Source organism: Pseudogemmatithrix spongiicola (assembly GCF_030623445.1).
GTDB classification, from domain to species: domain Bacteria; phylum Gemmatimonadota; class Gemmatimonadetes; order Gemmatimonadales; family Gemmatimonadaceae; genus Pseudogemmatithrix; species Pseudogemmatithrix spongiicola.
The window spans coordinates 850,537-864,371 of record NZ_CP130613.1; the positions used below are offsets into that span (position 1 = coordinate 850,537).

Here is a 13,835-nt window from a genome sequence, read left to right on the forward strand (position 1 = left end):
TGGCAGCAGCAGCGCACCGCCATGCCCGCCGCCGACGTCCTCGCGCATGCGCGCGACTTCTTTGCCCGACGCTCCGGCATCTACGCCGCGTTCCTCGAGAAGCAGGGCCCGAACTGGATGAGCCTGCGCGGCCAGGGCGGCGAGGAGATCGTCATCGCCGCCACCGAAGAGGCCGGCGGCACCGCCGTGAGCGCGTCGAGCTACATGTTCGACGCCCAAGTGGCCCAGTTCCTCTCGACCCTGCCGCCGGCCGTCGAGACGGCCGGGTCCGTCGCGTGAGCGCCGCCGTCAACATGCTGCGTGCACGCCCCGGCGTGCTCGCGCTCGGCGCCGAGGCCCCGAATGCCATCACCGTGCGCGTGCAGATGCCCGAACTCTGGGACACGCTGGCCGTGCGCTGCGCGCCGGACACCTCCGTGCTCGCGCTCAAGCAGGCCGCGCTCGACGCCTTCCTGCCCGTGCACCAGCCGACCGTGGACTTCGTGATGAAGTTGCGCGGCTTCGAGGTACTCGATGAGTCGCAGCCGCTCGATGTGGCCGGCGCACGCGATGGCTCCACGTTCCTGCTCACCTACCGCCATCGGCGGCCGGTCCGCTGAGCGCTGCATCCGTCGCCCCGCAGCCTGATCGCGACGCCCTGCTGGCCGCCGCGCAGCGTCTGCGCGCGGAGGTCGGCAAGCGCATCGTCGGGCAGCATGAGGTGCTCGACGAGATCCTGATGGCGCTGGTTGCCGGCGGCCACGCGCTGCTGGTCGGCGTGCCCGGGCTCGCGAAGACGCTGATGATCCGCTCGGTGGCCGAGGCCATGTCCCTCGACTTCCGGCGCATCCAGTTCACGCCCGATCTGGTGCCCAGCGACATCACCGGAACCGAGCTGTTGGAGGAGGACACGCAGACGGGCCATCGCGCGTTCCGTTTCGTGCAGGGCCCGGTGTTCGCGAACATCGTCCTCGCGGACGAGATCAACCGCGCACCGCCGCGCACGCAGGCCGCATTGCTCGAAGCCATGCAGGAGCATCGCGTGACGGCGGCTGGCGCGACGATGCCGCTGCCGGAGCCGTTCTTCGTGCTCGCCACGCAGAATCCCATCGAGCAGGAAGGCACGTACCCGCTGCCCGAGGCGCAGCTCGACCGCTTCCTCTTCGACATTCGCATCGGGTATCCCGGGGCGGACGAAGAAGTCGCGATCCTGCGGGCCACGACGGGCGTCGACAACGCGCCGCTCGCGCCGATGCTCGATGCCCACCAAGTGCGTGACCTGCAGCGCATGACGCGTGAGGTCGCCGCCGCGGATGCGGCGCTGCGCTACGCGGCCGCGCTCGCCCGCGCCACGCGGCCGTCCGGCGACGAAGCGACGCCGCTCGTGAAGCAGTATGTCCGCTGGGGCGCCGGGCCGCGCGCCGGTCAGGCGCTGATTCTCGGGGCGAAGGCAGCGGCACTGCTCGCCGGCCGGCCGAATGTGGCGCCGGCGGACATCCGTCGCGTCGCGCGCCCGGTGCTGCGGCATCGCGTGCTGCCGAACTTCGCGGCCGAGGCCGAAGGGATCACGGCGGAGCGCATCGTCGAGGACCTGCTCGAGCGCGTGCCCGAACCCCGCGGCCTCACCGGGATCTGACGATGCCGGTCGGCCCGTACGGCGCGTTGCTCGACGCCGTGCGCGGCGTGCGTTGGCCCGCGCGGCGGCCGGTCGCGCAGGGCGCGCCTGGGGCGCACCAAGCCCGCTCGCGCGGCGTCGCGCCGGAGTTCGCCGAGTACCGGCCGTATCGGCAGGGCGATGATCCGAAGCGACTGGACTGGAAACTGCTCGCCCGCAGCGACAAGGCCTTCGTGCGGCTCGCGCCCGATCACGCGGTGCTCGGCACCACGCTGCTGCTCGACGCGAGTGCGTCGATGGCGTTCCCGGAGAGTGAGCCGAACAAGTGGCTGCAGGCGAAGCGCCTCGTCGTGGGGCTCGCGGCGGTGACGCACGCCAGTGGCGATCCGGTTGGCGTGTCGATTGCCACGGCGGACGGCCTGCGGCGCTTGGAGCCGCGGACGCGCGCGGGTATCGTGGGCGACATCGCGCGCAGCGTCGACGTCGTGCAACCCGGTGGTGCGCCGCCGCTCGCCGATGCGGTGACCTCGGCGGCTGCGCGTGTCCTTGTGGTGACCGATTGCCTCGGCGACCTCGAGATGCTGCGCCGGGCGCTCGCGCGGCATATCGCACGGGGCGGTGAGGCGTGGCTGGTGCATGTGGTCTCCGCGGCAGAGCTAGAGCCTGCCGCGGATCCGATGCTCGCCGTGGACCCGGAGGATGCCAGTCGACAGCGGCCGTTGTTCGCGGCGACGCGCGCCGGGTATCAGGCGCAGTTCGCGGAGTTCCGGGCGGCGACGGCCCGCGCGCTGCGAGCGGATGGCGTGCAGTACGTCGAGGTGCGCGATGACGAGCCGAGCGAGGCGGCGGTGCGGCGCATCGCGCGTCCGCCGGAGACCGCGCGATGACGTTTGTGCTGCCGTGGGTCTTCGCGCTCGGGGTTGCGACGGCGGCCGGCGTGGTCGCGCTGCACCTGCTGAGCACACAGCGTCCGCCCGTTCGTCCGCTGCCGACGGCGCGCTTCGTGCCTGAGTCTGACGTGCGCGCGGTGTCGCGCACGTCGCGGCCGACAGACCTGCTCTTACTGGCGCTGCGCGTGCTCGCGGTGCTGCTGATTGCCGCAGCGTTTGCGCAGCCGATTCCCGATGCGCCGGGGCCGGCGGTGCGCCGGGTGGTGGCTCTCGAGTGGACGACCGCGCTCGTCGACGCCGACGCGGCCCGCACGCGCGCAGCGGCGCTGCTGGGCGACGGCGATGCCTTGGTGGTGTTCGACACGGCGGCCCGCGTGCTCCCGGCAGCCTCGCTGGAGGGTCTCGCGCTCCCGACGGTGCGCGCGGCTGCGCTCTCGCCGATGCTGGTCGCAGTGCGTGATGCGGCGGCGACGATTGCGCGGGGGGCGGATTCGCTCGCGGTGACCGTGCTGAGCGCGTTCCCCTCCGAGGCATGGGACGCCGCGACTCCGGCGCTACGCGCGACGTGGCCGGGGCGCGTGGAGCTCGTGCAGCTCGCGGCTGCGGTCGACACGCTCGTGGCGCCGCCGACACAGCTTGCGTCGATCGGAACGGACGATCCCGTCGCGGCCGGCGTCGCGTCGCTCGACGATGCGTCCGCCGCTCCCGGTGCGCTGAGGCAGCGCGGTGCGCATGCCGTCCGGGTGCAGCGCGGCCCCGTCGGCTCTGAGGATTCGCTCTGGCTGCAGCGTACGGCCGGCGGCGTGTTGCTGGCGTGGCCAGACGATACGACGCGGCCCGTGCGAGCGGATGGCGTCCTGGGGACGCTCGGTGAAGAGGCTGCGCTCGTGGCGCCGCTGGCGCGCCTCGACCTCACGATGTCCGCGACGGGATCCGCCGACCGTGCGGCGAACCGCATCATCGCCCGCTGGCGCGACGGCGAACCCGCTGCAGCCGAACGCGCGCTGGGGCAGGGCTGCCTGCGCGAGGTGGGCATCGGCGTCCCCGCGCGCGGGGACCTCACGCTCCGTGCGCCGTTCCTGCAGCTGCTGCGCGTGTTGGTGGAACCCTGCGGTGGCCAGCGGTCGCCGTCGCCGGAGGACTCCGTGCTAGCAGCCTTTGCCGGCTCGGGCACGCTTGCTGCTGCCACCGCATTCGCGGGCTCGCAGGCGACGTCGGCACTCACGCCGTGGTTGTTGCTGCTGGCATTGGTCCTTCTCCTGTTCGAGCAGTGGTGGCGCCGCCGGGATCAGGCCGATGACGCTCGCTAAGCGCCTTGCGGCCGCCCGCACGCGCATCCTCGGCGCGCTGCTGCTCCGTGCCCTGCTGCTCGGCGCGGTGGCCGGGCTCGCCAGCTTCGCGCTCCTGTTGCTCCTCGATGTGGCGATTGGGCTGCCGCACGGCTTGCGAACCGTGACCACGTCGCTGCCGTGGGCGCTGGCAGCGCTGGTGCTTGGCGTCGGCGCGATCCGCGCCGTGCGCAACGTCCATCGCACCGACGATGAAGCGCTCGCCCTCTGGTTCGAGGCGCGCATTCCCGAGCTGCAGTACGCACTGGTGACGCGCCTCGGTGCCCCGCTGCCGTCGCTCGATGCGCGGATTGCCGACGCGCCGCTGGAGACCGTCCTCGGCGGCGCCGCCCGGGCGGCGCTGCGTCCGCCGGCGATCGCGGCGGTGGTTGGCGTTGCATTGCTCTGGTTCATGCCCAGCGGCGCGGTGGCGCGCATCGCGAGCCCACGCCCCGGCGACGCGCTCGCGCGCCCGGGTGCGGCGGCGCGCGCCGTCAGCAATCCGCTGGCGACGATCGTGGCCGACGTGTCGCCGCCGCCGTACAGTGGCCTCGCGTCGACGAGCGTCGACGATCCCGCCGCGCTCACGGCGCTGGTCGGGAGCCGCATCCGCGTTCGCGGGTTCGGAGGCGACGTGCGCGCCAGCCTTGGCGAAGCTCCCGCGCTTGCGGCGGCGCCCGATGGCAGCGGCTGGGCGGTCCTAGTGACCATGCCGGAGCGTCCCACCGCCATGCGACTCCGTGCGGGCGCCGAGGAGCGCGTGCTCTTGCTCGACCCGCTGGCGGACTCGGTGCCGGTGCTGCGGCTGGACACTCCGCAGCGCGACAGCGTGATGCGGCGCGCCACGGGCGGCTTGCCGATCGCCGCCACGCTGCACGACGATCTTGGACTCGCCGCGGCGAGCTTCGAGGTCATCATCAGCAGCGGGGACGGCGAGCTGTACGAGTTCCGCTCCCTCACGTTGTCGGCACGCCGCTTCGCGGATGCCACGCGCGACGACCGTATCGCGGGCGCGTTGAATCTCGACTCGCTCGCCCTCAAGCCCGGCGACATCCTGCACCTGCGCGCCGTCGCGACCGACCGCAACGACGTCACGGGCCCGGGCCGAGGCGTGTCGGAGACACGCACGATCCGTCTCGCCCGCGCCGATGAGTACGACAGCGTCGCCGTGGATCCCGCGCCGCCGTCCGAGCCCGAGAAGGACGCCCTCTCGCAGCGGATGATCCTGCAACAGACCCGCGAGTTGGTCGCGCGCGTGCCGCGGCTCTCGCGCAGCGCCGTCGTGCGCGAGTCCCGCATCATCGCTGTGGACCAGACCAAGCTGCGGCAGCGGGTCGGTCGCGTCGTGTTCGAGCGCCTTGGCGAGAACGAAGGCGAACACGCGCACTTTCCCGGCGACGGCCATGCACACGGTGAGGAGCGTCCGCTCGATCCAAACGATATCCTGGCCGCGGCGGAGCGCGCCGCGAACGCGGACCCGACGCGCAGTCTCGACAATCACGGGGAAGAGACGCCGATCGTGGCGCTGAATCGCCCGTTGCTCGAGGCCTACAACCACATGTGGCGTGCGGCGTCCGAGCTCGAGCTCGGCGAACCGGCGGCCGCGATTCCGTGGATGGAACGCGCCATCGCCGCGCTCCAGGCGGCACGCGCGGCCGAACGCATCTACCTGCGCGGCCGTCCCTCGCCCGTGGTGGTGGATCTCGCGCGCGTGCGCCTTGCCGGGAAGGACGAGGGCGCCCCGACCGGCCGCAGTGCGCGCCCGGTTGCCGATCCGACGCGCGCCGAGCGGCTGGCGCGCTTTGACCGCGTGCTCGGACTCGTCACCGCCGCGCCAGCTGCCACCGCGGACTCGCTCCTGATGCTGCGCGTCAGCCTGCCGGAGTCCGCGCGCCGTGAGGCCGCGGCCTTGGATGCCGCGGCGAACGCGTTGCGGCGCGGTGGTGACGTGACGGCGGCGTTGAGTGCTGCCCGTCGTGCCTTGGTCGCGACGCCTCCGCGTCGCGGGGCGCTCGGCGCGTGGGGGCAGTGATGGCCGAGTTCAACTGGGCCACCGCGCAATACGACTCCGGCGACTGGGACTCGGCGCCGATGGTCGCGCCGAATCTCATCGACTCGATCGCGCGCTACACGACGATCGATGTCGCGCCGACTGGCGTGGTCGTCCCGCTCGGCTCGCGCGACCTGTTCAAGTATCCGCTGGTGTTCCTCACCGGCCACCTGCCCGTGCGCTTCAGCGACGTCGAGCGCGACACGCTGCGCGAGTATTGCCGACGTGGTGGATTGCTCTTCGTGGACGACCATAACCACGACATCGACGGCGAGTTCCACCGCACCGCTTGGGAGGAGATCGCGCGCGCCGTCGGCCCGCTGCGCGACCTGCCGAACGACCACGAGCTGTATCGTGCGTTCTTCGAGTTCCGCGACGGGCCGCCGACGACCAGCCACGAGCTCAACGGCTGGGGCGACAACCTCGTGCACAAGCACCTGCAGGCCGTGCTGCTCGACGGGCGCATCGCCGTGCTCTACAGCAGCAAGGACTACGCGTCGGAGTGGAACTACCATCCCGACAACAAGCGCTTCATGTCGCAGGACAACACGCGCTTCGGCGTGAACGTGGTGGTGTATGCGCTCACCCGCTGAGTCGCTGCGGCGCGCGTGGCGCATCGAGGGGTTGCTGCGGGGCGCGGCGCTGGCGGCGCTGGCCGTGGCGGTGGCCGCATCGTTCTGGCAGTTGCGCCGCGGCAGCGATGTGCCGACGACGCGGCACGCGGAACTCGGGGGCGCACCCGATGCGGTGCTGCGCGACTCACTGGCCGCGCTCGCGCGCGCCGGCCGCGCCATCACGTGGTCCGGGCCGCTGCGGGCGGTGATGGCCGTGGCCGAGCCGCTGCGCGAGCCGCTCCCTGCCTGGCGCATCGCGGCAGTCGGCGATAGTGCCTTGGAGCTGCGCGATTCGCTCGACGTCTTGGACTCGCTCAACGTGGCGGGCGTGGTCGTCACTGAGCCGACCCGCGGCGCGCCGCAGCTGCGCGAGGCCGCGTCCGTGGCGCTCGCCGGCATGCCGACCCCTGCCGCGCCACAGTCCGTACTCGTGCTGGGTCTCGTGGGCTGGGAAACGCGCTTTGCGATGGCGGCGCTGGAAGAACTCGGGTGGTCCGTCGACGCGCGTCTCGAGCTAGGCCGCGGCCGCAGCGTCACCCAGGGTGCAACGACACCGAACCGAGCGCGGCATGGCGTCGTCGTGGTCTTCGACAGCGCGACCGCGCGCCGTGATGCGGCCGCACTCGAGCGCTTCGTGCGCGCGGGAGGCGGAGTGATCCTGGCCGGCTCGGCAGCCGCGAGCCGCGCGCTGCCGGCGCGCGCCGATTCCGTGATTCTTTCCCGTGGAGACAGCAGCGTCGTCGCGCGTGCGCGCCGCGTGGGGCGTGGCCGTGTGCTCGCGCTGCCGGAAGCGGAGACCTGGCGCTGGCGCATGCAAGGCGAAGGCGCGGCGGTCGAGGAGCACCGCCGTTTCTGGTCTAGCTTCGTCGGCATGGCCGCTCCCGCCGCGCTCGGCGCGCCGCAAGCGGACGCGAGGGCCTCCGCGCCGCGCGCCGCCCTGACGCAGGCGCTGGGCCCTGAGCGTCCCGACGCGCGCCGCTCCGTGCCCACGCCCGCTACCCTTCCGTGGTGGTTGGGCCCTCTCATCTTGTTGGCCCTGTTCGCCGAGTGGGCGTCCAGGCGCCGCCGTGGAGTTCCATGAGTCTCGCGTTCATCTCGCACGCCGATTGCGGCCGCCACGACAACGGATGGAAGCATCCCGAGCACGTCGGTCGCGTCCGCGCGATTACCAGTGCCCTCAAGTACCATCCCGAGCTGTTCATGGCGCTGGAGCTGCTCGAAGGGCGGCACGCCACCGTCGAGGAGCTCGCGCTGTGCCATGACCGCGGGTACATCGACGCCGTGCGCGCACTGAGCGAGGCGGGCGGCGGCCGCTTCGACGCTGACACCGCGGTGAGCGAGGGCAGTTGGGACGCCGCGCGCGCCGGCGTGGGCTGCGTGCTCGAGGCCGTGGAGCGTGCGATGGACGGTCGCAACCGGCGCAGTTTCTGCGCGGTGCGCCCGCCGGGGCATCACGCGCTGCGCGCGCAGGGCATGGGGTTTTGCCTCTTCGGCAACGTCGCCATCGCGGCGAAGCATGCGTTGGTGCGCGGCGCCGGGCGCGTGCTCATCGTGGATTGGGACGTACACCATGGGAACGGCAACCAGGCGCTCGTCGAAGACGACCCACGGATCCACTTCGTGTCCATGCACCAGTGGCCGTGGTATCCGGGGTCGGGCGCCGCGGAGGACCGCGGCCCGCGCAACACGGTGTGGAACGTCCCGATGGGGCCGGGGCTCGCGCCGAAGCGCTATCTCGACGCGCTGTTCGGCGCGGTCGATGCCGCCACCGCGCATTGGACGCCTGACCTCGTGCTGGTCTCGAGCGGCTTCGACTCCATGGCGCGCGATCCGCTTGGCGGGTTCACGCTGGAGCTCGAGGACGTCGCCACGCTCACGCGCGGGCTGGTCGAACGGGCCGAGCGCTGGTGTGGCGGGCGGTTGGTGAGTGCGCTGGAGGGCGGGTACGAGCCGGCACGCGTCGGGGCGGGCGTGATTGCCCACCTGCAGGCGCTGCAGTGAGGCCGTCTGGCGGCGGAGCCGGGACGCCGTAGCTTCCCCACATGCCGAAGAAGCGCCGCGCCTCGCTCCGCCTGCACCGGCACGAACGCCACCATGCGCCGCCGACGCAATCCACGCCGCGCAGCTGGTTCCGCGACGCGCAGGGACGCGTGCACCGCGACCTCGAGCACGCCGCGCTCAGCCGCGCCGTCGCGTCGGGCGAGGGCCTGCTGTGGGTGGACGTCCAGGCGGCGAGCGCCGAGCAGCGCGCGCTCCTCGGCACGGTCTTCAAGTTCCACCCGCTGAGCATCGAGGACACCACCTCTGCCGAGGGTCGCGTCAAGGTCGAGGAGTTCCCCGAGTACATGCTCGTCGTGGTGCGCGGCGTGCGCTTCGTCGCCGAGACGGAGGACCTCTACGACATCGAGACGTTCAATCTCTGGACCTTCGTCGGGCGCAACTTCGTGGTCACGGTCCACGGCCCGCACGCGCCCGGCGTGGATGCCGCCGTGGACCGGCTCGGGCGCGATCCGACCTTGCTCGAACGCGGTCCCGGGCGCCTCATGCACCACATCCTCGACGCCACGGTCGATGCCTACTTCCCGATCGTCGACCAGCTCGATGATTTCGTGGACGGGCTCGAGGAACGCGTGTTCGTGCACTTCGACCAGGAGGCGCTGCGGGACATCTTCTCGGTGAAGCGACTGGTCCTCACGCTACGCCGCCACCTCTCGCCCATGCGCGAGGTGTTCAACGTGCTGCAGAGTCGTCCGTCGCCGCACGTATCGCCGGACACGCAGGTCTACTTCCGTGACGTGTACGACCACGTCATCCGGCTCAACGAGAACCTCGACACCTACCGCGACCTGCTCTCGAGCACGCTCGACTCGTACCTGACGCAGATCTCCAATCGCATGGGGTTGGTGACCAAGGGCCTGACGGTGGTCGCGACGCTCAGCGTGCCGTTCGTCGTGGTGAGCGGCATGTGGGGCATGAACTTCGCGCAGATCCCGCTCTCCGACTGGCCGCACGGGTTCTGGGTGATGCTGGCGGTGCAGCTGGGGTTGGGCGGCGGCCTCGTATGGCTGCTGCGCCGCAACGGTTGGCTCTAGATTTGACTCGTGTTCTGCCCTGACTGCGGTACCTGGAACCGGAGCGCCCTGCGCCATTGCGCGCAGTGCAACCGCGCGCTGCCCGACCTGCCGTCGGCGGTGGATGCACCGGACCACCTGATCACCTCGCTGCGGCACGCCACGGGCCAGCGCTATCGCATCGTGCGGCGGATCGGCGCGGGTGGCATGGCGGATGTGTACGAGGCACGGCACCACCAGCTGAACCGGCCGCTGGCCGTGAAGGTCATGCATGCCCACCTCGCGCGGGACCGCGAGATGCGCGAGCGCTTCCGGCGCGAAGCCGAGGCCGCCAGCCGGCTCGGCCACCCGTTCATCTGCGCGCCGCTGGACTACGGCGAGACCGAGGACGCCGTGTATCTCGTGCTGCCGTTCCTCGGTGGTGGCTGCTTGGCCGACGACCTCATGCGGGAGCGCACCGTCGACGCCGCGCGGACGGCGCGCATCGCCGCGCAGGTCGCGACCGCGCTCGATTACGCGGCGCGGCAGGGCGTCATCCATCGCGACGTCAAGCCGGACAACGTGCTCTTCGATGCCGACGGCAACGGCATCCTCACGGACTTCGGCATCGCGACCGCGTACTTCCATGGCCGCATGACGGCCGGTGGCCGCGCGATGGGGACGCCGCACTACATGGCGCCCGAGCAGGCGATGGGCCGCTTCGTCGACGGGCGCGCCGATCTCTACGCGGTCGGCGTGATGATGTACGAGTGCCTCACGGGCGCCACGCCCTTCGACGGCCCCGATGGCTACGCGATCGGCTACAAGCACGTGCACGAGCGGCCGAAGCCGCTGTCCAGCGTCGCGCCGGAGGTCCCGCCAGGGCTCGCCGCCATCGTGATGGCCCTGCTCGAGAAGGACCCGAACGCGCGCTACCAGCGCGGGCACGATCTCGCCGACGCGATCTACCACTGGATGCACGAGACCGGGATCCGCGAGGAGCCCCCGGTGCGCGCCGCGCGACCGCAATGACGGTAGCCGCGCGCCTCGTTGAGGTCGCGCTCCCGCTGCCGCTGCTGCGCACCTTCACGTACGCGGTGCCGGAGCGGACACGGCATCCGCTCCTCCCGGGCAGCCGCGTCGTCGCGCCCGTGCGCGGCAAGCGCGTCATCGGCATCTGCGTCGGCGAGAGCGATGGTGCGCAGCTGGGCGGCAAGGAGGCCAAGGCGCTGCTCGACGTCCCCGATGCGACACCCGCGCTGCCGCCGGACCTGCTCGCCGTCTGTCGGTGGATCAGCGAGTACTACGTCGCTCCGCTCGGGCTCGTCTGCCGTGCCGTGCTCCCGGCCGCGCTCGGCAGCGCGACCAAGCCCGACGCACCCGGCAAGCAGGAGCGGATTCTCGTGCTCAGCGGCGAACTGCCAACCCTGCTCGGCCGCGACGAAGCCTTCAAGCGCGCGCCGCAGCAGCGCCAGCTCTACGAGTTGCTCGAACAGCTGGGCGGTCGTGCAGCGGTCACGCATCTCGTCGAACAGTTGGGGTGCACGCCAAGCGTCGTCACGGGACTCGTGAAGCGCGGCCTCGTGCGCATTGAGCAGGCCAGCCGCCTGCGCGACCCCTTTGCCGACCGCAGCGTCGCGCGCGCAGCCCTGCCGACGCCGACGCCCGCGCAGCGCGAGGCCATCGACCGCATCGTCGCGAGCCCGCCCGGCGCCGTGACGCTGCTGCATGGCATCACGGGCAGCGGCAAGACGCTCGTGTATCTGGAAGTCCTGAAGGAGATGGTGCTGCAGCAGGGGAAGTCGGCCATCGTGCTCGTGCCGGAGATCGCGCTGACGCCACAGGCTGTGGATCGCTTCCGGGCCGTGTTCGGCGACCAGGTCGCCGTCCTGCACTCCGGCCTGAGCGACGGCGAGCGCCTCGATGCCTGGCGCGCCTTGCAGCGCGGGGAGCGTCGCATCGCCGTCGGCGCGCGTTCCGCGGTGTTCGCGCCGCTCGAGAACCTCGGGGCGATCATCGTCGACGAAGAGCACGAGGCGAGCTACAAGCAAGCCGAGACGCCACGCTACCACGCGCGCGAGGTCGCCATCATGCGCGCCCGCGAGACCGGCGCGCGCTGCGTGCTCGGCTCGGCGACCCCGGCGCTGGAGACGTGGGTGAATGCGCGCGACGGACGCTACGGCCAGATTTCGCTGCCCGAACGCGTGGGTGGCGGCGCGCTGCCCCCCGTACGCGTCGTGGACCTGCGCCAGGAACTCCGCGCGGCGCCCGCACCCCAGCGGGCCCTTCGCAGCGTGCTGAGTGTGCCGCTCGAGCGCGCCCTGCACGATCGCCTCGCCCGCGGCGAGCAGAGCATCCTGCTGCTCAACCGCCGCGGCTACGCCAGCTTCGTGCAGTGCGACGAGGGCCATGTCGCGACCTGTCCTAACTGCTCGATTTCGCTGACGTATCACCGCACGCCCGAGCGCCTGGTGTGCCACTACTGCATGCACCAGGCCTCCGCCGAGTCAAACTGTGCGGACTGCGGGTTGCCGTTCAAGCGGCAGCGAGGCCTCGGGACGCAGCAGGTGGAGCGCCTGCTCGGCGATGTGCTCCCCACCGCGCGCATCGCGCGGATGGACGTCGACACCACCAGCGGCAAGTGGGCGCACACGGCGATCCTCGATCGCGTCGCGAGTCACGAGGTCGATATCCTGCTCGGCACGCAGATGATCGCCAAGGGTCTCGACTTCCCGAACGTGACACTCGTGGGCGTGATCGATGCGGACATCGGCATCAACCTGCCGGACTTTCGCAGTTCTGAGCGCACGTTCCAGCTGCTCAGCCAGGTCGCAGGCCGTGCCGGGCGCGGGCCGAAGGGCGGGGAAGTCTTCATCCAGACGCGCGCGCCGAGCCATCATGCCGTGCGCTGCGCGATGACGCACGACTACCTCGGCTTCGTCAACGAGGAGCTGCCGGCGCGCGATTCGCCGCCGTATCCGCCGACGCTCCGGCTGGCGAATGTCGTGGTCAGCGGACTCGACGAAGCGGCGGTCGCTGCGTTCGCCACGGAGGTGGCGGACTGGCTCACGCAGGCGGAGCTCCGCTTCGGCCTCGGCGTCACGCTGCTCGGACCCGCGCCCTGCCCACTCGAGCGCATCAAGAACCGCTGGCGCTGGCATGTGCTGCTCAAGAGCGAGCGGCAGGCGCCGCTGACGCGGCTGCTGCGCGGCCTGCTGACGGGGATTGAGGTGCCAGCGCGGCACGACCTGCGCCTCGTGGCGGATCGCGACCCGGTCAGCCTGCTCTGACCGGCGTCGGGAGGGCGTCCTGAGGTTCCCTCCAGCCCCCTCCGGGGCGAGATTTCACCCATGACGCAGACCATCCCCCTCGGCTCGGACGCACGCGAGCGTTTCGTCCTGGAAATCGCGAACGTGTTGGCGCCGGAGCGCATTGTCGAGGCGTACTTCTTCGCGCCGCTTCGACAGGGGCAGATCGAGACGGGCGTCTGCGTGCTGGCCGCGCTGCCCGAGGGGGCGGACCCGCAGCCAACTGAGCCGGTGTCTGGTGATTCCAGCGACACCGAGGCCCTGGCCGAAGCCAGCGCTCCCGCCTTCCCCGAGGGCGCGCGCATTTCCTCGCGCCACGTGGTCTACTCGGCGCGCTACCGCTGGACCCGCAAGGGTCCGGAGCGCGGCAAGTGGGAGTGCGAGGTGATCGCGGAGGCCGACGCGCCGTTGATCACCGTCGAGGCCGTGGTGCAGGGCGTGCAGCGGCGCGCCAGCGAGCCGCTCGAGGTCCAGAAGATCGACGGCGACGCCGTGCGCGCGATGGTGGCCGAGGCCCAGCGGCAGTGGCCGAAGACGGCGTAACCTCCGCCTTCGTGCGGTATCTCCGCGAGCACAATCTGCCCGTGACGGCGCAGCGGCTCGCGATCGCCGAGGTGTTGTTGAGTGCCGACCGCCATCTCTCGGCCGAGGACGTCGCCGCCGAAGTGAGTGCGCAGGGCCGCAAGGTCGGCACGGCCACCGTGTATCGCACCATCGACACGCTGCTGGAGAGCGGGCTCATCGTCGAGCGGGACTTCGGCGAGGGCTTTCGTCGTTTCGAGCCGGCGCGCGACGTCCCGAACCATGAGCATCTCGTGTGTTCCGTCTGTGGCAAGGTCGAGGAGTTCCGCGATGAGCGGCTCGAACGCATGACCACGATCGTGGCGGAGTCGCGCGGCTTCGCTCGCCAGAGCCATCGGCTCGTGATCCACGGTGTGTGCCGCGACTGCCAGCGCGGCGGCGCCGCCACACCTTCGCCGTCGCCTTGGGGGCGTCGCTAA

Annotated in this window: 14 protein-coding genes; all 14 read left to right on the top strand. The window is 71.6% G+C overall.

Features of this window, described 5'->3' with window-relative positions:
* Positions 1-21: 21 nt before the first annotated feature.
* Genes Strain318_RS03810 through Strain318_RS03875 form a run of 14 tightly spaced genes read left to right on the top strand, consistent with a single transcriptional unit; the run spans position 22 to position 13,835 of the window.
* A complete protein-coding gene (locus Strain318_RS03810) occupies positions 22-279 on the top strand; it encodes a hypothetical protein (RefSeq protein WP_367887977.1) in 258 nt (85 codons plus the stop codon).
* The gene (locus Strain318_RS03815; protein ID WP_367887204.1) at positions 276-599 is read left to right on the top strand and encodes a hypothetical protein; all 324 of its coding nucleotides are present in this window, start codon (positions 276-278) and stop codon (positions 597-599) included. Before Strain318_RS03810 ends, Strain318_RS03815 begins: the two co-directional genes overlap by 4 nt.
* Positions 596-1,615, top strand: a complete 1,020-nt coding sequence (locus tag Strain318_RS03820) for an AAA family ATPase (protein ID WP_437436322.1) — start codon at positions 596-598, stop codon at positions 1,613-1,615. Before Strain318_RS03815 ends, Strain318_RS03820 begins: the two co-directional genes overlap by 4 nt.
* A 2-nt stretch (positions 1,616-1,617) precedes the next feature.
* On the top strand, positions 1,618-2,481 hold the full coding sequence (locus Strain318_RS03825; RefSeq protein WP_367887205.1) for a DUF58 domain-containing protein: 864 nt from the start codon (positions 1,618-1,620) through the stop codon (positions 2,479-2,481).
* Complete coding sequence (locus tag Strain318_RS03830; RefSeq protein ID WP_367887206.1) at positions 2,478-3,794, top strand: BatA domain-containing protein; 1,317 nt, start codon at positions 2,478-2,480, stop codon at positions 3,792-3,794. Before Strain318_RS03825 ends, Strain318_RS03830 begins: the two co-directional genes overlap by 4 nt.
* Entirely contained in the window at positions 3,781-5,844 is a 2,064-nt protein-coding gene (locus Strain318_RS03835) for a hypothetical protein (RefSeq protein ID WP_367887207.1), read from the top strand. Before Strain318_RS03830 ends, Strain318_RS03835 begins: the two co-directional genes overlap by 14 nt.
* Entirely contained in the window at positions 5,844-6,455 is a 612-nt protein-coding gene (locus Strain318_RS03840) for a DUF4159 domain-containing protein (RefSeq protein ID WP_367887208.1), read from the top strand. The genes Strain318_RS03835 and Strain318_RS03840 overlap by 1 nt, the downstream gene beginning before the upstream one ends.
* Positions 6,439-7,557: a hypothetical protein gene (locus Strain318_RS03845; protein ID WP_367887209.1), complete on the top strand. Its 1,119-nt coding sequence runs from the start codon at positions 6,439-6,441 to the stop codon at positions 7,555-7,557. The genes Strain318_RS03840 and Strain318_RS03845 overlap by 17 nt, the downstream gene beginning before the upstream one ends.
* Positions 7,554-8,477, top strand: a complete 924-nt coding sequence (locus tag Strain318_RS03850; RefSeq protein WP_367887210.1) for a histone deacetylase family protein — start codon at positions 7,554-7,556, stop codon at positions 8,475-8,477. The genes Strain318_RS03845 and Strain318_RS03850 overlap by 4 nt, the downstream gene beginning before the upstream one ends.
* A 41-nt stretch (positions 8,478-8,518) precedes the next feature.
* Entirely contained in the window at positions 8,519-9,568 is a 1,050-nt protein-coding gene (corA, locus tag Strain318_RS03855) for a magnesium/cobalt transporter CorA (protein ID WP_367887211.1), read from the top strand.
* A gap of 9 nt (positions 9,569-9,577) precedes the next feature.
* Positions 9,578-10,558, top strand: coding sequence for a serine/threonine-protein kinase (locus Strain318_RS03860; protein WP_367887212.1), 981 nt, complete (start codon positions 9,578-9,580; stop codon positions 10,556-10,558).
* Positions 10,555-12,816, top strand: a complete 2,262-nt coding sequence (priA, locus tag Strain318_RS03865; protein ID WP_367887213.1) for a replication restart helicase PriA — start codon at positions 10,555-10,557, stop codon at positions 12,814-12,816. The genes Strain318_RS03860 and priA overlap by 4 nt, the downstream gene beginning before the upstream one ends.
* Positions 12,817-12,876: 60 nt before the next feature.
* Complete coding sequence (locus Strain318_RS03870; protein ID WP_367887214.1) at positions 12,877-13,377, top strand: hypothetical protein; 501 nt, start codon at positions 12,877-12,879, stop codon at positions 13,375-13,377.
* Complete coding sequence (locus Strain318_RS03875; RefSeq protein ID WP_367887215.1) at positions 13,359-13,835, top strand: Fur family transcriptional regulator; 477 nt, start codon at positions 13,359-13,361, stop codon at positions 13,833-13,835. Before Strain318_RS03870 ends, Strain318_RS03875 begins: the two co-directional genes overlap by 19 nt.